Below are 25196 nucleotides of genomic sequence, written 5' to 3'. Positions count from 1 at the left end.
GGCTACAGGCTGGACATTGAGCAAAGCGGCTTCATTGAACGATCGCAATTTATCGTTCAACAATCGGAGACAATCCGTTTGGCTATTGGGGGCTATCGAAAAGCGGCCTCTGGGACCATCTTCTGCTCATGAGAAACGCCTGCCGTTGCGGGCGAGACAAGGGGTTAGAGATGCTCAATCAGATCAAGGGTCTTCACCACGTTACCTCGATGGCCGAAGATGCCCGCACCAACAACAAGTTCTTTACGGATACGCTCGGTCTGCGCCGCGTCAAGAAGACGGTCAATTTCGACGCACCCGATGTCTATCACCTGTATTACGGTGACGAGATCGGCACGCCCGGTACGATCATGACCTATTTCCCGTTCCCGAAGATGGCTCGCGGCCGTCCGGGCACCGGCGAAGTCGGCAATACGGTTTTCTCCGTTCCGGAAGGCGCGATCGGCTATTGGACGGACCGGCTTGGCAAGCAGGGCGTCGAGGCTCTGAAGGTCGATGAGTCCTTCGGCCAGAAGCGCCTCCATTTCGCCGGCCCGGATGGCGACGGTTTCGCGCTTGTCGAGGTCAAGGACGATCGTCGTGAGCCCTGGACGCATGGCGGCGTCGATGCCGAGCATGCCATCAGAGGCTTTCATTCCGTCGCCATGCGGCTGCGGGACGAGGGCGCCACGGCTGAGCTGTTGAAATATATGGGCTATGAAGTGGTCGACACGCATGAAGGCGTCAAGCGGCTCGCCATTCCCGGCGGCAATGGTGCCGATTTTGTCGATCTTGAAACCATGCCGAACATCGGCCGCGCGCTTCCCGGTGCGGGCTCGGTCCACCACGTCGCCTTTGCCGTCGAAAACCGCGCAAAGCAGCTCGAAGTACGCAAGGCGCTGTTGGACACGGGATATCAGGTGACGCCCGTCATCGATCGTGACTACTTCTGGGCGATCTATTTTCGCACGCCAGGCGGCGTGCTATTCGAGGTCGCCACGAACGAACCTGGTTTCAATCGTGACGAAGATACGGCCCATCTTGGCGAGGCACTGAAGCTGCCGGAACAGCACGCTCATCTGCGGGCGCTGCTCGAGCAGCATCTCGAACCGCTGGATGCTTAATGCGGGGGGAATCATGACGGATACGACTTATGTGCACCGGGTAAAGCCCGGTGCACCTGGCAAACCTATTCTATTCACCTTCCACGGTACGGGCGGTGACGAGAACCAGTTCTTCGATTTCGGCAGCCGCCTGCTGCCGGAAGCGACCATCGTCTCGCCGCGTGGCGATGTTTCGGAACATGGTGCGGCGCGCTTTTTCCGGCGCACGGGCGAGGGCGTCTACGACATGGCGGACCTTGCCCGCGCAACGGAAAAGATGGCGGCCTATGTCAAAAGCCTGGCGGTCGACCACGGTGCCTCGCAGGTGCTTGGCCTCGGTTTCTCCAATGGCGCGAATATTCTCGCCAATGTGCTGATCGAGCATGGCGATCTCTTCGACGCCGCCGTGCTGATGCATCCGCTCATTCCGTTCCAGCCGCGCGACAATGCCAGGCTCGACGGCCGCCGGGTGTTGATCACCGCCGGTGAACGCGACCCGATCTCGCCGGCGCCGGTGACCAAAGCGCTGGCGGATTATTTCACGCGGCAGAAGGCCGAGGTGACGCTCGATTGGCATCTAGGCGGCCATGATATCCGCCAGAACGAGATCGAGGCGATCCGAGGTTTCTTCGCGCCATATGCTGAAATGTAAATGAAATCGGGCGCGTGGCGACTATCGGCCGCTACGCGCCCAGTCCTTTTCCGATGAGTTCCACCATTCTCTGCGCCTGCGCTTCGGCTGCGTGCCGTCCGGCTTGATCGATATAAGTGGACCCGCAGAACTGCTTGAGATTCACGGTGTCGGTGTTGTCCAGTTCCGCGTGTCTCGAATTCACGATGACGATGCGCCAGGCGCAGCCGAGCATCTTGTCGGGCTGAACAGCATTGTCGCAGCCTGTGCTCAGGCAGAACGCGACATTTCGCTGGCTCTGATACTGTCCGGCGGTCGCGGCGTCATATTCGGTCTTCCACGTATCCCGCGCGTGCTGGCAATTGCCTGGATCGGCGCTTCGGCTGCAGTCCATCGTCGTATCGATGTAGCTTTCGGCACGCGGCCATAGCGGGCCGTCGACCAAGCTCACACAGCCGCATGCAAACAAGCCTGCCAGCAGTAGCTGCATTGATTCTCCCTCTGCCGAATATTTGGTACCCTAAACGCATCCGGAATATCTGCAAGACTGGGAAGCTGGTTTGGGCTGGGCAGGCGTGGCGGTTCTGCAACTTCTTGCACCAACGACATCATGCGCCGCTGGCTTCGCTTGTAGGCTCTCCCGGCGCTCGCTAATAGTCGAAGCCTAAAAGGTTGGGGGAGGATTCGTCGTGACGCTGGCGGAGCAGCAGCAATATCGGCTGGGTGTGATCTATGTGGCGTTTTCGGCGCTGGCCTGGTCGACGTCCGGTCTGTTCGTGCGCTTGATTCACGCCGATCTGATGACCATCCTCTTCTGTCGGGGCATCGTCTCCGGCCTCGGCGTCTTTACGCTGTTTTTCTATATCGAGCGCGGCAGGGCCTGGCGCATTCTTCGCTCCATGCGTTGGCCGTCGCTGGCAGCAACGGTGTTTTCCACCGCCTCCATGATCAGCGGCATCGGCTCGATCTATTACACCTCCGTCGCCGATGCGATGGTCATCTATGCGACGGTGCCCTTCGTTACCGCCGGCGTCGCCTATGTCTTCATCAAGGAGCGTCCAAGCATGGCGACGCTCGTCGCCAGCGCCGTGGCACTCCTCGGCGTGATCGTCATGCTCTCCGGTGAGGCGGTTGGCAGCGGTGGTTGGCTCGGCAAGGTCCTGGCCGGCGTCATGACGTTCACAGTTGCCGGTCTCGCCGTCGTCATGCGCCAGCACCGGGACGTGCCAATGCTGCCGGCGATGGCCTTGTCTGCCTGGCTCTGCTCCTTCATCACCTTCTGGTTCGCGTCGCCGACGATGGTGTCGGGACATGATCTCGGCCTGATCATCGCCTTCGGCATCGTCCAGAACGCGATGGGTCTTAGCCTTTATACCTTCGGTTCGCGGTTGATACCGGCAGCCGATGCCAGCCTGCTGACATCGCTCGAAGTGCCGCTGACGCCGCTGTGGGTCTGGATGTTCCTCGCCGAGCGGCCGTCGCAGGCGACGCTGATCGGCGGCCCGATCGTGCTTGCCGCGCTCTTCGGACATATCCTGCTGGAAGTGCGGCGAAACCGGGCGGTAGAGCCGGCGCAAGCGCTCTAAAGCGCGTGTCGTTATCGCAGCCGCTGCACACTTTTGCGCGACATGCTCTAAGCGGCTTGCCCGGCTGACGGTGAAATGCTGAAATCGGCGTGACCATAGGGAACCGATGCCGATGAAGAAAACATTCAACCCGCCCTCCGTTCGCGGCCCCTTCGGCAACTATAATCACGGGCTGCTCGTACCGCCGGGCGCAAGCCTGCTGGTCACCTCCGGCCAACTCGGAATTGCCCTCGACGACAGCATTCCACCAGACATCACCAGCCAGGCGGAACTCTGCTTCGAGGCGATCAAGGCGATCCTCGAGGAGGCGGGCATGAGCTTCGCCGACGTCATCCGCATTTCCGGCTTCGTCACCAAACGCGAGGATTTCCCAGCCTATATGGCCGTGCGCGACCGCTACACGCTTGATCCGAAGCCGGCCTCGACGCTGATCATCGTCAACGGGTTTACGCGGCCGGAGTTTCTGGTGGAGGTCGAGGTGACCGCGGCGAAGGTGATGTGAGTGGTGTCTTCGCTGCGAAGCGTGGCTCTGTCGACTGCGCCGGTCAGAACCGCTCCATTTCCCGTTTCACCCTTTCCAGAAACCGCTTTCTCGTCTCGTCGGTGGAGCGGTTCATGTCGTAATGGGCGAGGAAGACTACCGGAGCGAAAGGTTTGATCATGGCGCGGAGCATGCGCTTGATAATCTTCTTCGGCGGGTTGCCGACGATGAAGGCGCGGAAGGGATCGGCGCCGTAGGTCATCACAGCTCCGAGCTTGCGGATATGCCGCAGTTTCGAGGTCACCTTGCCATTCACCAGCTCAAACGTGACACCCGGCAGCCAGACGCGGTCGAAATAGCCTTTTAGGATCGCCGGAAAGCCGAAGTTCCAGACCGGCGTGACGATGACAAGCGCTTCTGCCCATTGCAGGCGATCGACATAGGGTTTCACGGCCTCGGTGTTCTCCGGATAGTCGTGATAGATCATCCTATCGTGGCGCGACATTACGGGGTCGAAGCCCTCTGCGTAGAGATTGCAGTCGTCGACCTCATGGCCGGCCGCTTTCAGGCTCTCGATCGTCTGCCGATGTAGGGCTGCGCCGTAGCTTTCCTCGACCGGATGCGAATGGAGGACGAGAACCCTCATGAGGCCTCCATCAGCGCCGCAAGACCGGGGAAGAGATAGTTCTGGCCGGCCGTGAAATCGAAGTCGGGATTGTCCCAGGCGATCATCTTGCCGGGGTTCAGCAGGCCTTTCGGATCGGTCTCCTTCTTGAAGGCGAGCTGGACGGTATCCGTCTGCTTCATGCCGCCTTCTTCCAGCGTGTAGCGATGCGGATTGAAGATCGGGCAGCCGTGATCCTGATGGATGCGGATGATCTCTTCCAGCCGCGCCTCCGACGTGTAGCGCACCAGCGGCAGGCCGGAGCACTGGATCTGGCCGTCGAACTTGATGAATTCGAGATGGCCCGGCACTTCGTCGCCGAAGATCTCGACCATCTTCTGGACCTTGGCGACGTGATCCGGGCTGGGATACTGTACCTGTAGATAGGTTATGGTCGGGTCGATCTTGATGGCGCGCAACGTCGTGTGGTTCCAGGCGAGTTCATAGGCATGCGGAATGCCCTTCATGCTCTCGACTTTGTCGGAGCGGAAGGTGATCTCGCCCTTCTGCTGGCTAGCGAAGGCCAGGAACGGGTCCATGGAATGCGGCGCGATCATCAGCGCCACGATCGATTGGCCCTGGCGGATATAGGGCTTGTGGCGGGCGAAATATTCGTAAGGGATGGGTGCCGCAATCGGCGCGATCTCCTTGACCAGGATGCCGTTGCATTTGGCGAGCGCGTCCGAGAAGCGCACGGCATCCATGAAATCGTCGTAGCCGACCAGCACGTCCACCCAGTCATAGGCCGGGGCGAGCGGCATTTCGATCTCGGTGATGATGCCGTTGGTGCCGTAGGCGTGGCTGACCTTGGTCAGGTCCCAGCCGGTGAGGTCGAGGACGCGCGGCTCGGATTCCATGGTGACGACGCGTAGTCGCAGGATATTGCCGATATCGCGCAAGCCACCCCAGGTGATCGAGCCGACGCCGCCGGAGCCGCCGGCGATGAAGCCGCCGATGGTCGCCGTCTGCGCGGTGGAGGGGTGGAAGCGCAGCTCCTGGCCGGAATGCGCTTTGGTCTGGCGGTCGAGCTCGGCAATGACGATGCCCGGCTCGCAGATGACGCGGCCGGGGTGGATTTCCTTGACCTTGTTCATGGCCGCAAGGTTCAGCACGATGCCGCCGGAGAGCGGCATGGCCTGGCCGTAATTGCCAGTGCCGGCGCCGCGCGGGGTGACCGGCACATCATGGGCATAGGCCACCTTCAGCGTTCGGATAACCTCTTCCTCGGTCTTCGGTGTGACAACGAGGTCGGCGATGACATTGTCGAGCTGTGCCTTCAGGATTGGCGAATACCAGTAGAAATCGCGGCTCTTCTGGCGCACCAGCGCCGGATTGTCTTCGACGGCGATGCCTTCGAGTTCTTTCTTGATGAGCTGATAATCCGGCATGTCAGGCTCCAATAACGGTATCTAGTTCGCGGTAATCCGGCAGGCTGCGGTCGATCACTTTGCCTTTGCGAAGGACGACGCGGTCGGACTGCGGACGGGAGAGGAATTCGCTCCAGCGTCTGGCGCTGAAGAGGACGAGATCGGCAGGGCCGCCCACGACGATACGGCCAATATCGGGGCGGCCGAGAATATCGGCAGGCGAGGTGGTGACGACGCGGGCAGCCGTATCCAGCGGATGATCGAGATGCAGGATGCGGACTGCCTCGCGGAAGACTTCGACGGGGTCGAGGTCGCCGTAGGCGTAGAAGGGATCGCGTGTGTTGTCGGAGGCAACGGCGGTTGGCACGCCGGCGGCTGCCAGCTCATGGAATAGGGTGACTCCGCGCCAGCGGGGCGTCCGGCCCGCATGGCGGTCCTGCAAATACATGTTGCACATCGGCAAGGAAACGACGGAGATCCCGGCTTTGGCGACAAGGTCGATAGTGGCGGCGGCAACATCCTCATCCTGGCGGGAAAGCGAGCAGCAATGGCCGGCGGTGACCTTGCCGGTGAAGCCGTTGCGCAGTACGGCCTCGGCAATCGCCTTCAGCGTCAGCACCTGCTTGTCTTCTGTTTCATCGACATGCAGGTCGATATCGAGGCCGTTGTCCATCGCGGCTCGGATCAGCTTGTCAAGCTGACGATCGATATCGGGGGTCATCTGCGTGACGCCGCCGATGAGGCCGCCGGCATCGCGGATGACCATCAGGAGATCGGCGAAGAACGCGTCCTCCGCCATGGCATCGAGTGGGAAAAGGGCGACGGCCTGCAGCGCGATCTTGTCTTTCCAGGCCTCGCGCACCTCCGAGAACACCTCGAAGGAAATGCGGTGCTGCGGCGCCAGCGAGTCGAGATGCGTGCGGATCAAGCTGGTGCCGTGGGCATAGGCCGAGCGCAGCGAAAATTCCATGCGCTTCCTGACATCGGCAGCCGACCAGTTGGCTTCGCGGTCGGCGCGCACGGCGTCGAGAGCGCCCACGAAACTGCCGTCCGGATTGGCGCGGCGCTCCCAAATATGGCCCTTGTCGATATGGGTATGCATATCGGCGAAGGTCGGCCAGACCATGCCGTCCCTCACGTCGGCCTTGGCGAATTCTGCCGGCGCGCTGTCCGCCGGCAGGATATCCTTGATGAGGCCGTCCGCAACGACGATGTCGGCCTTGACAAGACCTTCGCTTGCCTGACCGGTAAACCCGACGAGCGTCACGGCGGGGACGGTGGCGTTGCTCAGCACGAAGCGCGCGGCGTTCGGCGGGGACATGAAGGAATAGGACATCAGTTTTCCCGCTTGAGGCTGCTTTCGTGCCAGCGATGCAGGCTCAGCCATGAGATGAACGAGGTGAGGGCGAAGATGGCGACGCCGAGTGCCGAGAGCAGCAGCAGGGCGGCGAACAGGCGCGGCATGTTCTGACGATATTGCGCTTCGAGCAGGCGGAAGGCGAGGCCGGAATTGGGACCGCCGGAGCCTGCGGCGAATTCCGCGACCACGGAGGCGATCAGCGACAGGCCGCCGCCAATCCTGAGGCCCGTCATGAAATAGGGCTGGGCTGCCGGTAGCTTCAGATGCCACAGCGTCTGCCAGCGCGAGGCGCCATAGAGATCGAAGAGATTCAGGAGGTTATGGTCGACGCTCTTCAGTCCCTGCACCATGTTGGAGAGGATTGGAAAGAAGGCGACGAGGAAGCCGCAGATCAGCAGCGCGGCTTCGCGGGTCGGCGCATAGATCAGGATCAGCGGCGCGATCGCCACGATCGGCGTTACCTGTAGGATGACGGCCAGCGGATAGAAGGCGAGTTCGATCCAGCGCGATTGCACGAGGAAGATCGCAATGCCGACGCCGCCGATCAGCGCCAGCGCCAGCGAGATGAAGGTGATCTCGGTCGTTACCCAGAGCGCCGGCGAGAGGATGCCCCAATCGGACACCAGCGCTTTCGCGACGGCGAGAGGGCTTGGCAGAATATATTGCGGAATGCTGGCGCCGACGACGAGAAGCTGCCAGAGGACGACCAAGACGAAGACGGTCAGCAGCGGTACGAAAATTCCGAGGAGTCGCTCGGTAATTCCCGCGCGCACGGCCGATTCCGCCGGCTTTTCGGTCGTCTCTGCGGAGAGGTTGGCGGGCAGGCTGGTGCTGTCGCTCATCAATGGGCCTCCAGCCAACCAATGGCCTCGATCAGGGAGCGAGACACTTTTTCACAAACCTGTCGGTATTCCTCGGAAGACCGGTAGAGAATGTCGCGTTCGCTGCGGGTATCCAGTGGAAAGTCGGCGTGGACACGGCCAGGGCGCGCCTTCATCACGACGATGCGGTTTGAGAGATAGGCGGACTCGTAGACGGAATGGGTGACGAAGATCACCGTGATACCGGTGGACTTCCACAGCCGCAGCACATCGTCGTTGAGCTTTTGGCGAGTGATCTCGTCGAGGGCCGCAAAGGGCTCGTCCATCAGCAGCAGCTTCGGCTTGGTGACCAGCGCGCGGGCAATGGAGACACGCATCTTCATGCCGCCGGACAATTCGCGCGGATAGGCGTCGGCGAAATCCTGCAGGCCGACGGTCGCCAGTGTTCCCATGATCTGGTCGTAGGCGGCCACTTTGGAAACGCCGCGCAGTTTCAATGGCAGGTGGACATTGCCGAAGACCGTCTTCCAGGGCAGCAGTGTCGGCTCCTGGAAGACGAAACCGATATCGCCCTCCGGCAAGCCCTTGGAGTTGATGCGTGAACTCGGCCAGTCGATCGTGCCGCTGGAAGTGCCGCCGAGACCGGCGATGATGCGCAGCGCCGTCGACTTGCCGCAGCCGGAGGGGCCGAGCAGGCTGATGAACTCGCCGCTTTGAACGTTCATCGACATGCCGGAGAGCGCCAGCGTGCCGTTGGAAAAGACTTTGGAGACCTGCTCCATGACGACCAGCGGCCGCTTATGCGCTTCTGTCGAGGAGACAGCGGTTGCATTGGGTATGCTCATAGTTCGGCTCTCTGTCGATGTCAGCAATCGGCTTTGGAGCAAGAATTGCCCCTCACCCTAACCCTCTCCCCGCAAGCGGGGAGAGGGGCTGCTCTGCTTGCCGTCACTTCTTCAGCGTCATCCCGACGCCCTTGCAGGCGAATTGCGGGTCAAAAGCTTTCTTGTAGTCCGTATCGGCGGTAAACACCTTGATCTGCACCATTTCGTCGAAGAATTTCTTATAGTGCGCGTCGGTGATGCAGCCGATGCCCTTGTCCAGCGCGTCGCCGGATTCGACGATGCCGTATTCCTTCATCTTGGCGATGGAATAGGCGATCTGGCCATCCGTCATATCGGGATTGTCTTTCTTGATCAGATCGTTGGCCGCTTTGTTGTCGCCGTAGAGATAGTTGTACCAGCCTTCGATCGAGGCGCTGACGAAACGCTGCACGAGGTCGGGGTTCTTTTGAACGAGCGATGTCTGCGTGGTGATCATCGTCGAATAGGGCGAATAGCCGTTGTCAGCGAGGAGGAAGACCTTCGGTTCCCAGCCGGTCTGCTTCTGGATTTCATAGGGTTCCGAGGTCAAATAGCCTTGCTGCGCCGATTGCTTGTCGGCCAGGAACGGCGCCGGGCTGAAATTGTAAGGCTTGTATTGCTCGTCCTTGAAGCCCGGGAAATTCGCTTTCATCCATTCGAAGAACGTGACGTAACCGTCCTTGCCGAGGAAGATCGTCGGCAGCTTGGCGAGGTCCTCGAATTTGTCGACGCCGGCGTCCGGATGGGCGATCAGCACCTGCGGGTCCTTCTGGAAGATGGCGGCAACGTCGACAATCGGGATGCCTTGTTTGACCGCATCGATTTCCTGCTGCGGGCTGCCCATATAGAAGTCGATCTTGCCGGAAATCAGCAGCGCCTGGTTGGCAGCGTTCGGGCCACCCTGGACGATTTCAACATCCAGGCCGTATTTTTTGTAGGTTCCGTCGGCGATCGCCTGATAGAAGCCGCCATGTTCCGCCTCGGCCAGCCAGTTGGTTCCATAGGTCACTTTGTCGAGGGCGTTTGCCGGCTGAGCAGCGGCGACGGCGGCCACCAAGCCCATGACGGCGAGAAATGCTTTGGTCTTCAATGCATTGGACATGGCCGGTTGTTCCCCTTATCTGCCATGGGACGCCACCAGCGACGCCCATTTTCCGCATTTGAGCGATTGCGTTGCGCTTTGAAAAGCATCAAAATTCGTGCGCATTGATGCCTTTTAGGCATCTCAGCCTGCGCCCGTGCCTAAATTGTGCGGCCTGGGCAAAATTTATGCAATGGGGATGCGAATGCTGCACTCGAGGCGACTTCTTTATATCAACGAGATCGCCCGCTGCGGTTCGATCCGCAAGGCGGCGGCGAGGCTCAATGTGGCATCCTCGGCGATCAACAGGCAGATCCTGGCGCTGGAAGAAGAGATGGGAGCGCCGCTGTTCGAACGGTTGCCGCGCGGGCTCAGGCTGACGGCGGCAGGCGAGCTCTGCATCGAGCATATCCGCGAGGTGCTGAAGAACTACGACCGGCTGGAGGGGCGCATCCGCAGTCTCAAGATGCAGCAGGCCGGCAAGGTCAGGATCGTCACGACGGTCGGGCTCGCCTCCGGACCTTTGCCGGAGATCATCGCGCGTTTCCTGTCGGAACATCCACGCGTCTTCATCCAATTGCGCAATGATGCCGGTTCCACGACCATGGCGCCGGTGCTGTCAGGCGAAGTCGATATCGGCCTGGGTTTCAACATCCCGGCGACACCCGGCATCCGTTCGCTCGGCAATTTCGACATTCCGATCGGCGTCGTGCTGCCGCCGGGGCATCCGCTGATCGGATCTGGGCCGATCAATCTCGCCGATGTCGTGGAAGAGCGGCTGCTGCTGGCGCAGCCGGGCACCAGCCTGCGCGAGATCATCAATCTGACGCTGGCGCGGCTATCGGTGCAGGTCGAGCCGGTGCTGGAAAGCAACGCGTCGGAGATGCTGAAGCAATTGGTCAAATGCGGGGCAGGGCTGACGCTGTTGAACCCGCTCGACGTCATCGCCGAATGCCGGCGCGGCGAACTGGTGTTCCGGCCGATCGCCGAGCCGCATTCGCGGCATCAGCCAATGAAGCTCTTTGCCCGCACGCGGGCGCCGCTCGATGCAGCGACCAGCCTGTTCGTGGAATATCTGCTCGCCGAACTGGCCGGCTTGGTGGAGGAACTGCAGGCCAAGGGACATATTCTGGCGGTGCCGGAACGCCGCCGGCCGGACGCCTATTTCGAATAGAGGTTCGACAGGGGATAGTCCCGGAGATCGCGCAGCAATTCAATGAAGCCCTGCACCTGATGACGGCAGATGAGGGAGCCCTTTTCCGCCGTGCCGTTGGCGGCATTGCCCACGACGCCGTTCGGATTGAGATCGTGGGCGATCCAGGCGAGCGAATGCGGCGGCAGCGGCTGCAGATAGTTGGACTGCTCCTTCATCCATTCCGCCTTGGAGACGAAATTCTCGGCCTTGTCCATGCGGACCAGTTCGGGGCGGAAATGCAGCATCAGCGAGGTCTCTACGTCGCCGCCATGGATGCCATAGCGCTGTTCATGGTCGCTGATCATGCCGTCCGGCGTGCCGAAGCGCGTCCATTGCGTGGCAACGACCGCCATCTGGTGGCGTACGCGCAATTCGCGCGCAACGATGCCCATGATATCGAGATTGCCGCCATGGGAATTGACGATAACCATCTTGCGGAGGCCGGCTTCGGCAACCTTGGCGCCGATCGCCGTCCAGACGGGGATCAGCAGTTCCGCGCCGAGTGAGAGCGTGCCGGGGCCGTAGATATGTTCGTTGGCCTTGCCGATTTCCTGGGTCGGCAACACCAGGAAGTCGAGATCGTCAGGACGCTGCGCCTTCAGTTCGGCCAGCATGCCGTTGGCAATAGCCACGTCTGTGGCGATCGGCAGATGCGGGCCGTGCTGCTCGGTCGAGGCGATCGGCAGAACGGCAATGGTGGTGTCGGGCGAAAGACCGGCGAAATCGTAGGTCGTCAGTTCGTTCCAGTAGAAGGGCTTCGCCATCGCCATTTCCTCTCATGCGCTTCTCTTCCGTAACGGATAAGGCAAGGACGATAGCGGGGGAAAGCATCAATTTGCGGGCGTGCCGCTGCCTTTTTGTGTGCACCTACGATGTTGGCCGCTGTGCGTGGCGAACTTGGCGTGCGGTAGGAGGAGAGAGGCGCGAAACGCAGGGAGGAAATTGTTTTTCTTTTTGTATATAGATTTTATAGAGAACTTATTGCTCCTTAAGTACGGTTTGCGAGCAACATCGTTGCTTGAGACAGAGGTCTCGACCCACTAAGTTTGCCAGGGTCCGGCACAAACGGTGGGGATGATGGGAATGAACATGAAGACATCCGTGGCGATCGAGAAGGCGGTACCCGTCGCCGATCCCGATGTGGTCAAATCCGAGTTCCGCAACGCCATGGCGCGGATGGCGGCGGCCGTCAGCATCGTGACGACCGATGGGCCGGCGGGACTTGCCGGTTTTGCCGCGACCGCCGTCTGCAGCGTCTCCGACAGTCCGCCGACGCTGCTTGTCTGCCTCAATCGCACCGCTTCGGTTCATCCTGCTGTCACGCAAAACGGCGTGCTTTGCGTCAATGTGCTTTCCGAGGGGCATCAGGACCTGTCGCGTCTCTTCGGCGGCAAGACGCCGGTAGCGGAGCGTTTTGCCGCCGCCGCATGGTCGGAACTATCGACCGGCTCGCCGGCATTGGAGGATGCGCTCGTCTCGTTCGACTGCCGCATCGTGCACCGCGCCAATGGCGGCACGCACGATATTCTGATGTGCGAAGTCGATGCCATCCGTCTGCGCGACGGAGGGCAGGGGCTCATTTATTTCGACCGGGCCTATCATCCGGCCGGATAGGCCGGATCAGCAAGAGGTCTTCGATTACCTTGATGACCAGGGCGGGATGTTCACGATGCGGCGAATGTCCGGTGTCCGGCAAAATATGGAATGATCCGCGCCCAGCCGCGATCCGACGTGGATGGGCAAGTGAACCATATTCATCCCGGTCGCCGTGAATGGCAATCACCGGACAACCCAGTTTCTCAAGTGCGGCATCGAGGTTCCATTCGGCGAATTCCGGAGCCAACCAGGTTTCGATCCACGCGCGCAGCACCCAATCAGCTTTCTCACCGTGATATTTGGCGAGCCGGGCAATATTGTCGACCGACGCAAATTCCTGTTGCGAGGTCCTAATACCCTGCACGGTTCTATCTTCCACGAAAGCCTGGGCGGCGATGGTAATCACGGCATTGCAGCCGGCAAACCTGGCCCCCGTTTCCACCGCCATGCCGCCACCCACGCTATGCCCACAGGCGATAAATTCCCCAACCGCCAATTGCTCGCACAGGAGGGGAACGAAGTGTTCCGCTTCCTGGGCAATGAAGTCTCGCTCCAAAATGTCCGTACGAGCATCGGAACGACCAAAGCCCAATCGATCATAGGCGATCACACGTCGGCCGAGAGAACGAGCCAACAACTGCGGGAAATCTTTCCAGAGTGCGACGCATCCGAGAGAGTCGTGAAACAGGATGATCGGAGATTTGGAATTCAGATCGCGCGGCGCCCATGATTTGGCATAGAGGCGCCCGGCGGGGCTCTCTATCCAGTACTCTGCTTCCACGATTTCTGTCATTTTTCCAGCCTACCTGGAGAGTGGGGATTCACGCCAGAATGTGGCGCAGAATACCAGCCGAAGCGATTGCGATCAGCACCGTGGGAAGCACCGGTAGTCGGGTCGCCGCCAACATGGTGAGCGCGAGGGTGATGAGATCGGCTGGCCGTCCGGTGGCGAAGCCTGGCGCGATGACCGTGATCAATACGCAACCCGGGGCGTTCTCCATTACAGTCCGCAAACGGGGACTTAGCGTGCGGTTGCGCAAGAAGACGTATCCTCCGATACGCGTCAGATAGGTGGCCGCCGCCATGCAGATGATGGCAATAACAAATGAAGGATCAAACATCGGTCCGTGCCAGCAGGAATGCAGAGAATACACCGGAGACAGCCCCGGCGGGAACATACCAAGCCCCAGGAAACACCAGGTATGTGGTTGCTGCGACGAGCAAACTGACCAGCCAGGGAAGTGCCGCCTTTGCGCCTTTCCACATTCCGGCCAGCATTACGAAAAATACCGCGGGGAATGCCATGTCAAAGCCATATCGTGTGACATCGCCAAGAACAGGTCCGACGAATGCTCCTATCGTCGTGAAGATGACCCAACTGAAATAGAGGCCGAGAGCGACGCCGAAGAAATAACCGAGACTCAAGGTCGTATTCGACTTCTTTGCGTCGGCGAGACCTATTGCCCAGCTTTCATCACACATGAAGAACAGCGCCATGAACGCCTTTTTCTTCGACAGATGCAGAATAAAGGGAGCTAGCGCCGCGCCCATCAGGAGGTGGCGGCTGTTGACCAGAAACGTGATGGCGACAATGAGGAGAACGTGCGGAGGAGACGTCCAAAGCTCGACAGCCGCGAACTCCGATCCGCCACCGAAGTTCAGCCCCGTCATCAAGGGCACTTCCCCGAGACTGAATCCTTTAGCGGTCGCCCTTGCCCCGAGCACCAGTGCAAAAGGCACGAAGCCCAACATCACCGGTATCGAATCCTTGAGGCCTCGCCATCCTTCCGAGCGTGCCTGCGACCGGACGCTGACATCACCTGAAACGCAGTCCGTCACCTGCACAACCTCTTCTCGTCTTAAATTGCCAACACCTTGCGCGACATAGGAGTGAGATAATAGCGCAGTCGTCTGCGATTTTGGTTGCGTTTTGCGGCTGAAATCTTCAAAAATTGGCATGCTATGCCAAATATTGTGTACTTCCCGGCGGAAAACTCCAATGAAACTTGATTCCTTAGATCGCGCGATACTCCGCGTCCTGCAGCAGGATGGGAAAATCCAGAACACCGAGTTGGCTGCAAAGGTGGGACTGTCTCCGTCTCCATGTCTAAGGCGAGTCAAATTGTTGGAAGAGGCCGGTATCATCAAGCAATATGTCGCCATCCTGGACCCCGCAAAGCTCGATATGGGCTTTACGGTTTTTGTGCGAATATGGCTTTCAAGTCAGGACGAAGAGACAACGACAGCTTTCTATGAGGCGGCCGAAAAGCTTCCGCAGGTGGTCGAGTGCCACCTCATGGCGGGCGACTGCGATTTCCTCCTTCGGGTCGTAGCATCGGATTTGGAGGGATACAGACGGTTCCAGATGGAGCATCTTGGCCGCATCAAGGGGGTCAGAAACATCAAGACCGAAATTCCGATGCAGAAAATCAAGCAGTCGTGGCAAGTGCCAATCTGATGCCGCAGTATCGATTTCCGGCAAGGAGCCGCCTTTGGCGGCATCGGCTCAATAGTTTTCCTGATACCATTCGACGAAACGGCGCACGCCTTCTTCGACTTCGATCTGCGGCTTGAAGCCGGTCAGCGCCACCAGCAGGTCCGGCACGGCATAGGTATTGTGCACGTCGCCGGGCTGCATCGGCAGCATGTGCCGGATCGCCTTCTTGCCGAGCATCGCTTCGATGGTCTCAACAAAGGTCATCAGCCCGACCGGCTGGCCGCCACCGATATTGACGACGCGGAAGGGCGCGTGTTTCGACAGCGTATCGGTGACCGTTTCGGAAACGACGCGGTTTTCCTCTAAGGGTACGACGCCGATAAGGCGGACAATGCCTTCGACGAGATCGTCAATATAGGTGAAATCGCGGCTCATCTTGCCTTCGCCGTAGATCTCGATAGGCCGGTCGTTCCTGATGGCATCGACGAACTTGAACAATGCCATATCGGGACGGCCCCAGGGACCGTAGACGGTGAAGAAACGGAAGGCGGTCGTCGGAATGCGGAAGAGGTGGGCATAGCTATGCGCCATCAGCTCCATGCTCTTCTTCGTCGCCGCGTAGATCGTCATCTGCTCGTCGGCCTTGTCGCTTTCCGCAAAGGGGATCTTCTCGTTGGCGCCGTAGACCGAGGAGGTGGAGGCAAGCAGCAGGTGTTTCGGCTGCAGGCTTTTCGCCAGCTCCAACACATTGAACGAACCGGTGACGTTGGAATCCACGTAGGATCGCGGATTTTCCAGGCTGTAACGCACGCCTGCCTGGGCGGCGAGATGGACGATGACGTCAGGTTCCGCCAGTTCCGCCGCGTGATCCAGCGCCGCCTTGTCTTCCAGCATGCCCGTGACCGCCTTGAAGCCATTGGAGCGGGCGAGAATCGCGGTGCGCTTCTCCTTGAGCTTGACGTCGTAATAGGGCGTCATGCCGTCGAAGCCGACGACGAAATGACCTTCGTCGAGCAGGCGCTTGGCAAGATGGAATCCGATGAAGCCGGCGGTGCCGGTGATGAGATAACGCATTGATCGGCCTTTGCTTAAAGCATTTCCAGGAAAAGTGCGTAGCGGTTTTCCGTTCGGAATGCGTAAACGCTCTAAAGTGTGTCGTCGCTGGAGGGTCTGCCGACGCTTGTATAGGCAAAGCCGTGCTTTGTGACCTCGTCATGGCGATAGATGTTTCTGAGGTCGACGAGAACCGGGGCATTCATAACGGATTTGAGCCGGCCGAAATCGAGTGCGCGGAACTGGTTCCATTCCGTGATGATAACGAGCGCGTCGGCGCCGCGTGCGGCGCTATAGGCATCGTCTGCATAGGTGATGTTTTCGATCAACTGGCGAGCATTATCCATACCCTCCGGATCGTAGCCCGCTACCGAGGCACCGGCATCCTGCAGCGCCTGGATGATCGAGATCGAAGGGCTGTCGCGCATGTCGTCGGTATTCGGCTTGAAGGTCAGGCCGAGGACGGCAATGGTCTTGCCCCTGATATCGCCGCCCATGGCCGCGATCACCTTGCGGCCCATGGCGCGCTTGCGGTTGTCGTTGATCGAAACCGTCGTCTCGATCAGGCGCACGGGGCTGTCGTAATCCTGTGCGGTTTTGGCGAGCGCCAGCGTGTCCTTCGGGAAGCAGGAGCCGCCATAGCCGGGGCCGGCATGCAGGAATTTCGAGCCGATGCGGCCGTCGAGACCGATACCGCGCGAGACTTCCTGCACATTGGCGCCGACCTTCTCGCAGAGATCGGCCATCTCGTTGATGAAAGTGATCTTCATCGCAAGGAAGGCATTGGCGGCGTATTTGATCAGCTCCGACGTGCGGCGGGAGGTAAAGAGCAGCGGCGCCTGGTTGAGGTAGAGCGGCCGATAGACTTCGGTCATGACGCCGCGGGCGCGCTCGTCGTTGAGGCCGATGACGATGCGGTCGGGACGCTTGAAGTCTTCGATGGCAGCGCCTTCGCGCAGGAATTCTGGATTGGAGACGACTGCGACATCGGCATCCGGATTGGTCTCACGCACGATTCGCTCGACTTCGTCGCCGGTGCCGACGGGCACGGTCGATTTGGTGACGATGACGGTAAAGCCCTTGACGTGCTGGGCGATTTCGCGGGCGGCGGCATAGACGTAGGAGAGATCGGCGTGGCCGTCACCGCGACGCGACGGCGTGCCGACGGCGATAAAGACGACGTCACTTGCGGTAACGCTGCTTTCAACCTCGGTCGAAAAGGAGAGGCGACCGGCGCGGACATTGTCGGCAACCAATTGTTCAAGGCCGGGTTCGAAGATCGGGATTTCACCCTTGCGCAACGCCTCGATCTTGCCGGCGTCCTTGTCGACACAAATCACGTCATGACCGAAATCGGCAAAGCAGACGCCGGACACCAAACCCACATAACCGGAACCGATCATCGTGATGTGCATGAAACTTCAATCCTTTTGCTAGCGCAGGACTCAGCGTCGGAACGCACGCCCGTCTTTGGCGGCCATCTGCGCTTATATACACAGGATCGTCGGTGACTCCTATACGTTGCGGTGCTTATCCAGGCGGTTGAGACAGAAGTGTCATAAAGACGGGTACCCCGCCGGCGCACCGGACGAGCGGCTTGCCTGCCCACCGCGTCGTGCTAGACATTCCGCATAGACCTTCCAATCCAAAGGCAACTCCCATGGTGCTCGATCTCATCGTCCGCAATGCCAGCCTTCCCGATGGCCGCGAGGGGCAGGATATCGCCATTGCCGGCGGCAAGATCGTGGCTGTTCAGCCGGGCATGGAAGGGGAGGCGGAGCGCGTGATCGATGCCGATGGGCAACTGGTTTCGCCGCCGTTCATCGACTGCCATTTTCACATGGATGCGACGCTGTCGCTTGGCCTGCCGCGGCTGAATACATCGGGGACGCTGCTCGAAGGTATCGGGCTCTGGGGGGAGTTGAAGCCGCTGCTGACGCATGAGGCGGTGGCAGAGCGGGCATTGCGTTATTGCGATCTTGCCGTGTCGCAAGGGTTGCTCGCCGTGCGGACCCACGTCGATATCTGCGACGACCGGTTGCTTGCCGTCGAAGCGCTGCTGGATGTGAAGAGAAAAGTCGCACCTTATCTCGATCTGCAGCTCGTCGCCTTTCCGCAGGACGGCTATTACCGCTCGCCGACGGCGGCGCAGAACCTGGAACGCGCGCTGGATCTCGGTGTCGATATTGTTGGCGGTATCCCGCATTTCGAGCGGACGATGGACGAGGGCGCGCATTCGGTGCGTGCGCTCTGCGAGATCGCCGAAAAGCGCGGTTTGATGGTCGACATGCATTGCGACGAGACCGACGATCCGCTGTCGCGCCACATCGAGACGCTGGTCGCCGAGACGGTGAGGCTCGGGCTTCAGGGCAGGGTGGCCGGCTCGCATCTGACGTCGATGCATTCGATGGACAATTATTATGTCTCCAAGCTCCTGCCGCTGATTGCTGAGGCGGGCGTGCACGCGATCCCCAATCCGTTGATCAACATCGTGCTTCAGGGCCGGCACGATACCTATCCGAAGCGGCGCGGACTGACCCGGGTCAAGGAGATGCGCGAATTCGGCATCAATATCGCCTTCGGTCAGGATTGCTGCATGGACCCATGGTATTCGCTCGGCGGCGCCGACATGCTGGATGTCGCCCATATGGGACTGCATGTCGGTCAATTGACGTCGCGCGAAGCGATGCGGTTCTGTTTCGACGCGGTCACCGTCAATCCGGCCAAAGTGATGGGGCTCGACGGTTACGGGCTGGAGGTCGGCTGCAACGGCGATCTCGTCGTGCTGCAGGCGCGCGATCCGATCGAAGCGGTGCGATTGCGTGCGGCGAGGCTTTTTGTTGTTCGGCACGGCAAGGTGATCAGCGAGACGCCGGCGCGGATCGCGAAACTGTCGCTCGAAGGCCGGCCGCAATCGGTCGATCCAGCCGCCTACGCGCCAATGCCACCAAGAATTTAACCCATTAGGCATAGCATCGCTTATCGCTTGTGATTGCTATCGCGTTGCAGCATGATGAATTGGGTGCAATCGTTCCGGCGGGGATGATGCATAAGGGGCGGTTCAGGGCTGGTGCATGAAGTCAAATTTTGCCGTGCGTACAATGCGGGCTGGGGAATTGGAGCTCGCTCTCGAATGGGCGCGGCAGGAGGGATGGAATCCCGGTGTCGATGATGCCCTGGCATTTTGGGAGGCGGATCCTTCCGGCTTCTTTATAGGCGCGATCGGCGAAGTGCCGGTCGGCTGTATTTCCGTCGTGCGTTATGGCGAAAGCTTCGCCTTTCTCGGCCTCTACATCGTCCACCCCGAATTTCGCGGCAAGGGTTATGGCAAGGCGCTGTGGAAGAAGGGCATGGCGTTTGCGGGCAATCGTACCATCGGTCTCGACGGCGTCGTTGCGCAGCAGGAAAACTACCGCAGCAGCGGCTTTGAAATGGCCTATCGCACCGTGCGCTATGGCGGTGTCCCGAGAATGCCTGATATAGGCGAAGCAAAGGTGGACGTCGTTCCGGTCACGCAGGACAAGCTCGAAGGCTTGCTGCGATATGATGCCGCCATCTTTCCAGGGCTGCGCTACTCCTTCCTCACGGCCTGGTGCGGCGCGCCGGAAAAACGAAAATCCGTCATGGTCGGCAGCGGCAGCAAGATTCGCGGCTACGGCACGATCCGGCGCTGTTTCGAGGGGTACAAGGTCGGTCCGCTGTTTGCAAACAGTTCCGATGTGGCATCGGCCTTGCTGGCCAAGTTGCTGCCGGAGGCCAAGGGCCGGCCTGTATATATGGACGTGCCTACGGACAACATCGACGCGATCAGGCTTGCCGAAGCGGCCGGACTGTCGCCGGTGTTCGAAACGGCGCGAATGTATCGTGGCGAACCGCCCAAAATGCCACTCGACCGCGTCTTTGCCGTCACCACGCTTGAGCTTGGCTAGTTCCATGTCCTCTCGCGTAGGGTGGGCGAGCGATTTTCTTCGCTTACCCAGCTCCAATATTTCGCATGTGGATATGCGCCGACGGGAAAAATCCTGTTAGGCGCGCTGATTCGTCACGTAAAAAGCCGAATCTCCTGAGACAACAGGGTCGCTTTCCCAAAAACAAAGTTTTATAGATGCGCGGGTTTGAGCAAGGCGCACCGCTGTGCGCAGGAAGCGGGAATGGATAAATGACGAACGTTGTAGTGATCGGCTCGCAATGGGGTGACGAAGGCAAGGGCAAGATTGTCGACTGGCTTTCGGAACGCGCAGATGTGATTGTACGCTTTCAGGGCGGTCATAATGCCGGTCATACGCTTGTTGTCGACGGTGTCAGCTACAAGCTTGCGCTGCTGCCTTCGGGCCTCGTGCGCGGCAAGCTCAGCGTCATCGGCAACGGCGTCGTCGTTGATCCCCATCATTTCGTCGCTGAAGTCGAAAAGCTGCGCGCCCAGGGCATCGCGGTTACGCCCGACGTTCTGCGTATTGCCGAGAACGCCCCGCTGATTCTGTCGCTGCACCGCGATCTCGACGCTCTGCGCGAAGATGCCGCTTCCAACAGCGGCACGAAGATCGGCACGACCCGTCGCGGCATCGGCCCGGCCTATGAAGACAAGGTCGGCCGCCGTGCGATCCGCGTCATCGATCTTGCCGAACCGGATACGCTGCCGGGCAAGATCGATCGGCTGCTGACGCATCACAATGCGCTCCGCCGCGGCATGGGCCTCGATGAAATCTCGTTCGATGCTTTGCACAACGAACTCACCTCTGTTGCAGAGCATATTCTTCCCTATATTGATCAGGTCTGGCGGTTGCTCGACGAGCAGCGCAAGGCTGGCGCCCGTATCCTTTTCGAGGGTGCGCAGGGCGCTTTGTTGGATAATGACCACGGCACCTATCCGTTCGTGACGTCGTCCAACACGGTCGCGGGCCAGGCAGCAGCCGGTTCCGGCCTCGGCCCGACGGCGCTCGGCTATGTGCTCGGCATCACCAAGGCCTATACGACGCGCGTCGGCGAAGGGCCGTTCCCGTGTGAACTGCATGACGAGATCGGCAAACACCTGTCGACGGTTGGCCGAGAGGTTGGCGTCAACACCGGCCGTCCGCGCCGCTGCGGCTGGTTCGATGCCGTGCTGGTTCGCCAGACGGTGAAGACTTCCGGCATTACCGGCATTGCCTTGACCAAGCTTGACGTGCTCGACGGTCTCGACGAACTGAAGATCTGCGTCGGCTACAAACTGGATGGCAAGGAGATCGACTATCTGCCGGCCAGCCAGGCGGCGCAAGCCCGCGTCGAGCCGATCTACATCACGCTCGAAGGCTGGAAGGAATCGACCGTCGGCGCCCGCAAATGGGCCGATTTGCCGGCACAGGCGATCAAATATGTCCGGCAGGTGGAGGAGCTAATCGGCGCTCCGGTGGCGCTGCTTTCGACCAGCCCGGAGCGCGAAGACACTATACTTGTGACCGATCCGTTTGAGGGCTAATGTCGCGGATCAATGACGAATCCCGGTTCGGCCACGTGCCGGGCATCATGAGAAAGTACTGATGGCGGATTTTGTAGCAGTCATTCGACGGGCCGTGGACGGCTTGGCCGATAATACTCCCGAGATGCGGGTCAAGGTTTACGAGCGGGCTCGTGGTGCCGTTCAGCGGCAGCTTGAGAGCATGAAGCCGCGCCCGCCGGAGGAGATGCTGCGCCGTCAGCTCGACAAGCTGGAAGCCGCGATCGTCGAGGTGGAAGCCGAGCATGCCGAGGCGCTGCCGCTGGCTGAAGAGCCAGTCGCGGAAACGCCTTTGGTGCAGGAGGAGCCGCAGCAGGAGCCTGCTGAAGAGCATCATGTTGCGCAAGAACACCATGTCGAGGAACCGGAGCCGGCCCATCCGGAGGTCGCTGCGCACGAGGAGCCCGCCGCTCACGAGCCGGTGCACGAAGAGCCGACCCATGAAGAGCCGACCCATGAAGAGCCGGCTTATGAAGAGCCTGTCTATGAGGAGCCCGCGCATGCTCAGCATCAGTCCGCTGAGCACCATGAGCCGGTAGAGGAATGGGCCGAGGCGCCGCAGGAGCAGGCGCCCGCGGCTGTTCACCACGTCGAGGCCTATGCGGAGCCGGTCCAAGAGCAGGTGCATGAGGAAGCGCCGGAGCACTATGCGGAGGAGGTGCCGGCCGTTGCCGCCGAGCCCGCGCATGCCGCTCCGCAGACGCATACTGCTCATCAGGCGCCTGCCGATGATGTTATGAGCCAAGTCGAGGAAATTTGGGCCGAGGTGGATGCGCCTGCGAAGCGGGCCGAATCCGAGCCGGTGGCGGTACCCGTCATGCCCGCCGCCGCCTTTGCGCCTGCCGTCTTCGGCCATCCCGTGGAGCCGCCCGCCCCGACGAAAGCGCCGGCGAGCGACAAGGCTTTTGCCTGGGATGCGGATGTTTTCGAAGAGCTGCAGTCGGTGCCGGCGCCAGCCGCCAAGCCGGCACAGCCCGCCCGGCAGCAAATGCCGGATAATGCCTTTGACGATGTCGATCTCTTCGCCGATGTGCATTCTCCGTCCAAGTCAGCGCCGAAGAACGATGCTGGCGAGGATGGCTGGCGCGAGCTCAAGGAGCTTGCCGGCTTTGACAAAATCGCCGAGGGGGACCGCGGCGGCGGCTCTTCCATTCCGCCGGATCTCAACCGGGCCATGGCGGCGAAGCTGCAGGGCAAGAGCTTCCGTATGGAGCCGAAGCGCCGCCGCTTCAGCGTGACCAGTATTATCGTGGCCCTCGTTGGCCTCGCGATCGTCGCCGGCGGTGGCTATGCCGCCTGGCTGAACCGTGAAGCGCTCAACAAGATGGTCGCCGACCTCATCAGCTCGGCACCGAAGACTGCGACCACTCCGGCTACCGAGACGGCCAAGAACAACAATACGGCCGCTCCAGCCACAAATGCGCCTGCCGCTTCGACACCGGGCGCGACCGCTCCGGCGCAAAACAATAATGCCGCCACGCAGCCGCCGGCAGCGGGCAACACCAATGTCGCCTCGCTCGACAACGACGCCAACACGGTCAACAGCAAGTTCACGCAGCGCTTGTTGGCGAATGGCACGGAAGAGGATCAAGGTCCGGCAGCGGGCGCTCAGCCGGGTGTCGCTGAAGGCAAGTCCGTGGCCGAGCAGAATGTAGCCTCCGCTGCCCCGGCAAGAGCGGCAACGCCGCCCGCCAACAATGCGAATGGCGCGCAGGCGCCCGCCGCGACCGCGCCGACCACGACGCAGCCTTCAGCCGATCAGCAATCCTCCGCTCCCACCCAGCAATCGCCTGCCGCTCAGCAGCAGCCACAAGCTAATCAACAGCAGACGGCGCCGGCCACGGATGGGCAGAAGGTGTTCCTCTATGAGGAGCGTCTCGGCCAGACATCGCCCACGGCTTTCGAAGGCACCGTCACGTGGTCTCTGCAGGAGGGCAAAGGTGAAGATGGCCGGCCGGAGCCTTCCGTCCAGGGCCTCATCAACGTGCCCGAGCGCGGCCTGACGGCGACGATCACCGTGTCGCGCAATACCGATGCCTCGTTGCCGGCAAGCCATCTCGTAGAGCTTGCCTTCCAGGTTCCGCCGAATTTCGAAGGCGGCGCCATCGACAACGTGCAGCGGATCGCGCTCAAGTCGACCGAACAGGATCGCGGCGACGCCCTGATCGCCGTACCGGCCAAGGTTACCGACGACGTCTACATGGTCGCGCTCAACGATTTTCCGGATGCGCGTAAGACCAATCTCGATCTCCTGAAAACCCGCAACTGGATGGACATTCCCGTGGTCTACCGCAATGGCCGTCGTGCATTGCTGACCATGGAGAAGGGGCCGGCCGGCACCGACGCCTTCAACAAGGCGATTACCGAGTGGCAGGCGCTTGGCGGTGTCGCTTCGAGCGGCCAATAAGCGGTCTCAAATCATTGGAATCAAAAAAGGCGGGCCTTACGGTCCGCCTTTTGTTTGAATTCGTACTGTAATGTCTGAAATCGGAAGCGTTAAGCGGTGGCTTCGACCACCCGCAGAGCCTTGGCGCGTTCCAGCGCATCCTTCTGCACGGCTTCCTGCACCTTCTCGAAGGCGCGGACTTCGATCTGGCGGACGCGTTCGCGGCTGATATCGAACTCGGCCGAGAGGTCCTCCAGCGTCACCGGCTCTTCCGCAAGGCGGCGAGCCTCGAAGATGCGGCGCTCGCGATCGTTCAAGACGCTCATGGCGCGAGCCAACATGCGGCGGCGCGTATCAAGTTCGTCCTGCTCGATCAGCACGTCTTCCTGGCTGTCATGATCGTCCACCAGCCAGTCCTGCCACTGACCCGAATCGCCCTCGGCGGCCTTGATCGGCGCGTTCAGCGAGGCGTCGCCCGAGAGGCGGCGGTTCATCGAAACGACCTCTTCCTCGGAGACGTTCAGCTTGGTGGCGATCTCGGCGACATGCTCCGGCTTCAGGTCGCCGTCATCGATGGCCTGGATGCGGCCCTTCAGGCGACGCAGATTGAAGAACAGACGCTTCTGATTGGCGGTCGTGCCCATCTTCACCAGCGACCACGAGCGCAGAATATATTCCTGGATCGAGGCCTTGATCCACCACATGGCATAGGTTGCCAGGCGGAAGCCACGTTCCGGGTCAAACTTCTTGACGGCCTGCATCAGGCCGACATTGCCTTCCGACACCACTTCGCCGATCGGCAGGCCATAACCGCGATAGCCCATGGCAATCTTCGCCACGAGGCGCAGATGGCTGGTGACGAGCTTATGGGCAGCCTGACGGTCGGCATGTTCCGCGTAGCGCTTGGCGAGCATGTACTCTTCCTGCGGCTCCAACATCGGGAACTTGCGAATCTCGTCGAGATAGCGGTTGAGGCCGGCTTCACCGGCGGTAATGGACGGCAAGGTATTACGGGTCATGAATGCACCCTCCTATTCGAGATCTGGCCCCTTCTGGAGACGTATTGCGCGCCCTTTGCGAAGCAGACCAAGGCGTGCAGGTCGTGAAGACCCCGCACTAA

General features: G+C 60.6%; 25 protein-coding genes. 11 read left to right on the top strand and 14 right to left on the bottom strand.

The genetic code is table 11. The features are described 5' to 3' along the window. Positions 1-170: 170 nt before the first annotated feature. A complete protein-coding gene (locus N2601_RS12005) occupies positions 171-1103 on the top strand; it encodes a VOC family protein (protein ID WP_260303100.1) in 933 nt (310 codons plus the stop codon). Between the two features lie 13 nt (positions 1104-1116). Next, positions 1117-1734 (top strand): alpha/beta hydrolase, encoded by a 618-nt coding sequence (locus N2601_RS12000; RefSeq protein ID WP_260303099.1) that lies wholly within the window; start codon positions 1117-1119, stop codon positions 1732-1734. 31 nt (positions 1735-1765) lie between these two features. On the opposite strand, the gene N2601_RS11995 is transcribed toward N2601_RS12000, so the two are convergent. Further along, positions 1766-2203: a hypothetical protein gene (locus N2601_RS11995; RefSeq protein WP_260303098.1), complete on the bottom strand. Its 438-nt coding sequence runs from the start codon at positions 2201-2203 to the stop codon at positions 1766-1768. Positions 2204-2402: 199 nt separating this feature from the next. Here N2601_RS11995 and N2601_RS11990 point away from each other — a divergent pair, with 199 nt between their 5' ends. Both N2601_RS11990 and N2601_RS11985 read left to right on the top strand, forming a co-directional pair. Continuing rightward, entirely contained in the window at positions 2403-3299 is an 897-nt protein-coding gene (locus tag N2601_RS11990; protein WP_104824046.1) for a DMT family transporter, read from the top strand. 112 nt (positions 3300-3411) lie between these two features. Then, positions 3412-3801 (top strand): RidA family protein, encoded by a 390-nt coding sequence (locus tag N2601_RS11985; RefSeq protein ID WP_104825181.1) that lies wholly within the window; start codon positions 3412-3414, stop codon positions 3799-3801. Positions 3802-3844: 43 nt separating this feature from the next. Here N2601_RS11985 and N2601_RS11980 read toward each other — a convergent pair whose 3' ends face one another. The 6 genes from N2601_RS11980 to N2601_RS11955 form a co-directional block, all read right to left on the bottom strand. Further along, positions 3845-4426, bottom strand: coding sequence for an NAD(P)H-dependent oxidoreductase (locus N2601_RS11980; protein WP_104824045.1), 582 nt, complete (start codon positions 4424-4426; stop codon positions 3845-3847). Continuing rightward, the gene (locus tag N2601_RS11975) at positions 4423-5832 is read right to left on the bottom strand and encodes an FAD-binding oxidoreductase (RefSeq protein ID WP_104824044.1); all 1410 of its coding nucleotides are present in this window, start codon (positions 5830-5832) and stop codon (positions 4423-4425) included. The genes N2601_RS11980 and N2601_RS11975 overlap by 4 nt, the downstream gene beginning before the upstream one ends. 1 nt (position 5833) lies before the next feature. Continuing rightward, positions 5834-7147 (bottom strand): cytosine deaminase, encoded by a 1314-nt coding sequence (locus N2601_RS11970; RefSeq protein WP_104824043.1) that lies wholly within the window; start codon positions 7145-7147, stop codon positions 5834-5836. Beyond that, a complete protein-coding gene (locus N2601_RS11965; RefSeq protein ID WP_104824042.1) occupies positions 7147-8013 on the bottom strand; it encodes an ABC transporter permease in 867 nt (288 codons plus the stop codon). Before N2601_RS11965 ends, N2601_RS11970 begins: the two co-directional genes overlap by 1 nt. Continuing rightward, a complete protein-coding gene (locus N2601_RS11960) occupies positions 8013-8837 on the bottom strand; it encodes an ABC transporter ATP-binding protein (RefSeq protein WP_104824041.1) in 825 nt (274 codons plus the stop codon). The genes N2601_RS11965 and N2601_RS11960 overlap by 1 nt, the downstream gene beginning before the upstream one ends. Before the next feature lie 103 nt (positions 8838-8940). Continuing rightward, positions 8941-9957, bottom strand: coding sequence for an ABC transporter substrate-binding protein (locus tag N2601_RS11955; protein ID WP_104824040.1), 1017 nt, complete (start codon positions 9955-9957; stop codon positions 8941-8943). 184 nt (positions 9958-10141) lie between these two features. Here N2601_RS11955 and N2601_RS11950 point away from each other — a divergent pair, with 184 nt between their 5' ends. After that, positions 10142-11110: a LysR substrate-binding domain-containing protein gene (locus N2601_RS11950; protein ID WP_104824039.1), complete on the top strand. Its 969-nt coding sequence runs from the start codon at positions 10142-10144 to the stop codon at positions 11108-11110. Here the strand turns inward: N2601_RS11950 and N2601_RS11945 are convergent. Beyond that, positions 11098-11895: a creatininase family protein gene (locus N2601_RS11945; RefSeq protein WP_104824038.1), complete on the bottom strand. Its 798-nt coding sequence runs from the start codon at positions 11893-11895 to the stop codon at positions 11098-11100. The two genes, N2601_RS11950 and N2601_RS11945, sit on opposite strands and share 13 nt — an antisense overlap. A 319-nt stretch (positions 11896-12214) precedes the next feature. Between N2601_RS11945 and N2601_RS11940 the strand changes: the two genes are divergently transcribed. Further along, positions 12215-12745 carry a flavin reductase gene (locus N2601_RS11940; protein WP_104824037.1) on the top strand — a complete coding sequence of 177 codons (531 nt, stop codon included), beginning with the start codon at positions 12215-12217 and terminating at the stop codon, positions 12743-12745. Here N2601_RS11940 and N2601_RS11935 read toward each other — a convergent pair. From N2601_RS11935 to N2601_RS11925, 3 genes are read right to left on the bottom strand one after another with little or no spacing between them, the layout of a single operon-like run. Next, positions 12708-13520, bottom strand: coding sequence for an alpha/beta fold hydrolase (locus N2601_RS11935; protein WP_104824036.1), 813 nt, complete (start codon positions 13518-13520; stop codon positions 12708-12710). The two genes, N2601_RS11940 and N2601_RS11935, sit on opposite strands and share 38 nt — an antisense overlap. A gap of 28 nt (positions 13521-13548) precedes the next feature. Then, positions 13549-13848: an AzlD family protein gene (locus tag N2601_RS11930; RefSeq protein WP_104824035.1), complete on the bottom strand. Its 300-nt coding sequence runs from the start codon at positions 13846-13848 to the stop codon at positions 13549-13551. Next, positions 13841-14686 carry an AzlC family ABC transporter permease gene (locus N2601_RS11925; protein ID WP_104824034.1) on the bottom strand — a complete coding sequence of 282 codons (846 nt, stop codon included), beginning with the start codon at positions 14684-14686 and terminating at the stop codon, positions 13841-13843. The genes N2601_RS11930 and N2601_RS11925 overlap by 8 nt, the downstream gene beginning before the upstream one ends. Before the next feature lie 40 nt (positions 14687-14726). Here N2601_RS11925 and N2601_RS11920 point away from each other — a divergent pair, with 40 nt between their 5' ends. Next, positions 14727-15185, top strand: coding sequence for an Lrp/AsnC family transcriptional regulator (locus N2601_RS11920; RefSeq protein WP_104824033.1), 459 nt, complete (start codon positions 14727-14729; stop codon positions 15183-15185). A gap of 48 nt (positions 15186-15233) precedes the next feature. Here the strand turns inward: N2601_RS11920 and N2601_RS11915 are convergent, their stop codons facing one another. Further along, positions 15234-16238: an NAD-dependent epimerase gene (locus N2601_RS11915; protein ID WP_104824032.1), complete on the bottom strand. Its 1005-nt coding sequence runs from the start codon at positions 16236-16238 to the stop codon at positions 15234-15236. 71 nt (positions 16239-16309) lie between these two features. Then, a complete protein-coding gene (locus N2601_RS11910; RefSeq protein WP_260303097.1) occupies positions 16310-17632 on the bottom strand; it encodes a UDP-glucose dehydrogenase family protein in 1323 nt (440 codons plus the stop codon). Between the two features lie 245 nt (positions 17633-17877). On the opposite strand from N2601_RS11910, the gene N2601_RS11905 reads away from it, so the two are divergent. The 4 genes from N2601_RS11905 to N2601_RS11890 all read left to right on the top strand — a co-directional run bounded on the left by N2601_RS11905 (position 17878) and on the right by N2601_RS11890 (position 24097). Beyond that, a complete protein-coding gene (locus N2601_RS11905) occupies positions 17878-19176 on the top strand; it encodes an amidohydrolase family protein (RefSeq protein ID WP_104824030.1) in 1299 nt (432 codons plus the stop codon). 115 nt (positions 19177-19291) lie between these two features. Beyond that, positions 19292-20146: a GNAT family N-acetyltransferase gene (locus N2601_RS11900; RefSeq protein ID WP_260303096.1), complete on the top strand. Its 855-nt coding sequence runs from the start codon at positions 19292-19294 to the stop codon at positions 20144-20146. A 230-nt stretch (positions 20147-20376) separates the two neighbouring features. Beyond that, positions 20377-21672: an adenylosuccinate synthase gene (locus tag N2601_RS11895; protein WP_104824028.1), complete on the top strand. Its 1296-nt coding sequence runs from the start codon at positions 20377-20379 to the stop codon at positions 21670-21672. Between the two features lie 61 nt (positions 21673-21733). Further along, positions 21734-24097 carry a hypothetical protein gene (locus N2601_RS11890; protein WP_104824027.1) on the top strand — a complete coding sequence of 788 codons (2364 nt, stop codon included), beginning with the start codon at positions 21734-21736 and terminating at the stop codon, positions 24095-24097. An 89-nt stretch (positions 24098-24186) separates the two neighbouring features. Here N2601_RS11890 and rpoH read toward each other — a convergent pair whose 3' ends face one another. Beyond that, on the bottom strand, positions 24187-25095 hold the full coding sequence (gene rpoH, locus N2601_RS11885) for an RNA polymerase sigma factor RpoH (RefSeq protein ID WP_104824026.1): 909 nt from the start codon (positions 25093-25095) through the stop codon (positions 24187-24189). Positions 25096-25196 lie beyond the last annotated feature (101 nt).

Source organism: Rhizobium sp. CB3060, assembly GCF_025200735.1.
GTDB lineage: Bacteria > Pseudomonadota > Alphaproteobacteria > Rhizobiales > Rhizobiaceae > Rhizobium.
This window is presented reverse-complemented; position numbering and strand designations above follow the sequence as displayed.

Bases quoted from the DNA above. Each gene is read 5' to 3' on its own strand.
- N2601_RS12005 (WP_260303100.1), top strand. From the start codon at position 171: ATGCTCAATCAGATCAAGGGTCTTCACCACGTTACCTCGATGGCCGAA.
- N2601_RS12000 (WP_260303099.1), top strand. From the start codon at position 1,117: ATGACGGATACGACTTATGTGCACCGGGTAAAGCCCGGTGCACCTGGC.
- N2601_RS11995 (WP_260303098.1), bottom strand. From the start codon at position 2,203: ATGCAGCTACTGCTGGCAGGCTTGTTTGCATGCGGCTGTGTGAGCTTG.
- N2601_RS11985 (WP_104825181.1), top strand. From the start codon at position 3,412: ATGAAGAAAACATTCAACCCGCCCTCCGTTCGCGGCCCCTTCGGCAAC.
- N2601_RS11980 (WP_104824045.1), bottom strand. From the start codon at position 4,426: ATGAGGGTTCTCGTCCTCCATTCGCATCCGGTCGAGGAAAGCTACGGC.
- N2601_RS11975 (WP_104824044.1), bottom strand. From the start codon at position 5,832: ATGCCGGATTATCAGCTCATCAAGAAAGAACTCGAAGGCATCGCCGTC.
- N2601_RS11970 (WP_104824043.1), bottom strand. From the start codon at position 7,147: ATGTCCTATTCCTTCATGTCCCCGCCGAACGCCGCGCGCTTCGTGCTG.
- N2601_RS11965 (WP_104824042.1), bottom strand. From the start codon at position 8,013: ATGAGCGACAGCACCAGCCTGCCCGCCAACCTCTCCGCAGAGACGACC.
- N2601_RS11960 (WP_104824041.1), bottom strand. From the start codon at position 8,837: ATGAGCATACCCAATGCAACCGCTGTCTCCTCGACAGAAGCGCATAAG.
- N2601_RS11955 (WP_104824040.1), bottom strand. From the start codon at position 9,957: ATGTCCAATGCATTGAAGACCAAAGCATTTCTCGCCGTCATGGGCTTG.
- N2601_RS11950 (WP_104824039.1), top strand. From the start codon at position 10,142: ATGCTGCACTCGAGGCGACTTCTTTATATCAACGAGATCGCCCGCTGC.
- N2601_RS11945 (WP_104824038.1), bottom strand. From the start codon at position 11,895: ATGGCGAAGCCCTTCTACTGGAACGAACTGACGACCTACGATTTCGCC.
- N2601_RS11940 (WP_104824037.1), top strand. From the start codon at position 12,215: ATGAACATGAAGACATCCGTGGCGATCGAGAAGGCGGTACCCGTCGCC.
- N2601_RS11935 (WP_104824036.1), bottom strand. From the start codon at position 13,520: ATGACAGAAATCGTGGAAGCAGAGTACTGGATAGAGAGCCCCGCCGGG.
- N2601_RS11930 (WP_104824035.1), bottom strand. From the start codon at position 13,848: ATGTTTGATCCTTCATTTGTTATTGCCATCATCTGCATGGCGGCGGCC.
- N2601_RS11925 (WP_104824034.1), bottom strand. From the start codon at position 14,686: ATGCCAATTTTTGAAGATTTCAGCCGCAAAACGCAACCAAAATCGCAG.
- N2601_RS11920 (WP_104824033.1), top strand. From the start codon at position 14,727: ATGAAACTTGATTCCTTAGATCGCGCGATACTCCGCGTCCTGCAGCAG.
- N2601_RS11915 (WP_104824032.1), bottom strand. From the start codon at position 16,238: ATGCGTTATCTCATCACCGGCACCGCCGGCTTCATCGGATTCCATCTT.
- N2601_RS11910 (WP_260303097.1), bottom strand. From the start codon at position 17,632: ATGCACATCACGATGATCGGTTCCGGTTATGTGGGTTTGGTGTCCGGC.
- N2601_RS11905 (WP_104824030.1), top strand. From the start codon at position 17,878: ATGGTGCTCGATCTCATCGTCCGCAATGCCAGCCTTCCCGATGGCCGC.
- N2601_RS11900 (WP_260303096.1), top strand. From the start codon at position 19,292: ATGAAGTCAAATTTTGCCGTGCGTACAATGCGGGCTGGGGAATTGGAG.
- N2601_RS11895 (WP_104824028.1), top strand. From the start codon at position 20,377: ATGACGAACGTTGTAGTGATCGGCTCGCAATGGGGTGACGAAGGCAAG.
- N2601_RS11890 (WP_104824027.1), top strand. From the start codon at position 21,734: ATGGCGGATTTTGTAGCAGTCATTCGACGGGCCGTGGACGGCTTGGCC.
- rpoH (WP_104824026.1), bottom strand. From the start codon at position 25,095: ATGACCCGTAATACCTTGCCGTCCATTACCGCCGGTGAAGCCGGCCTC.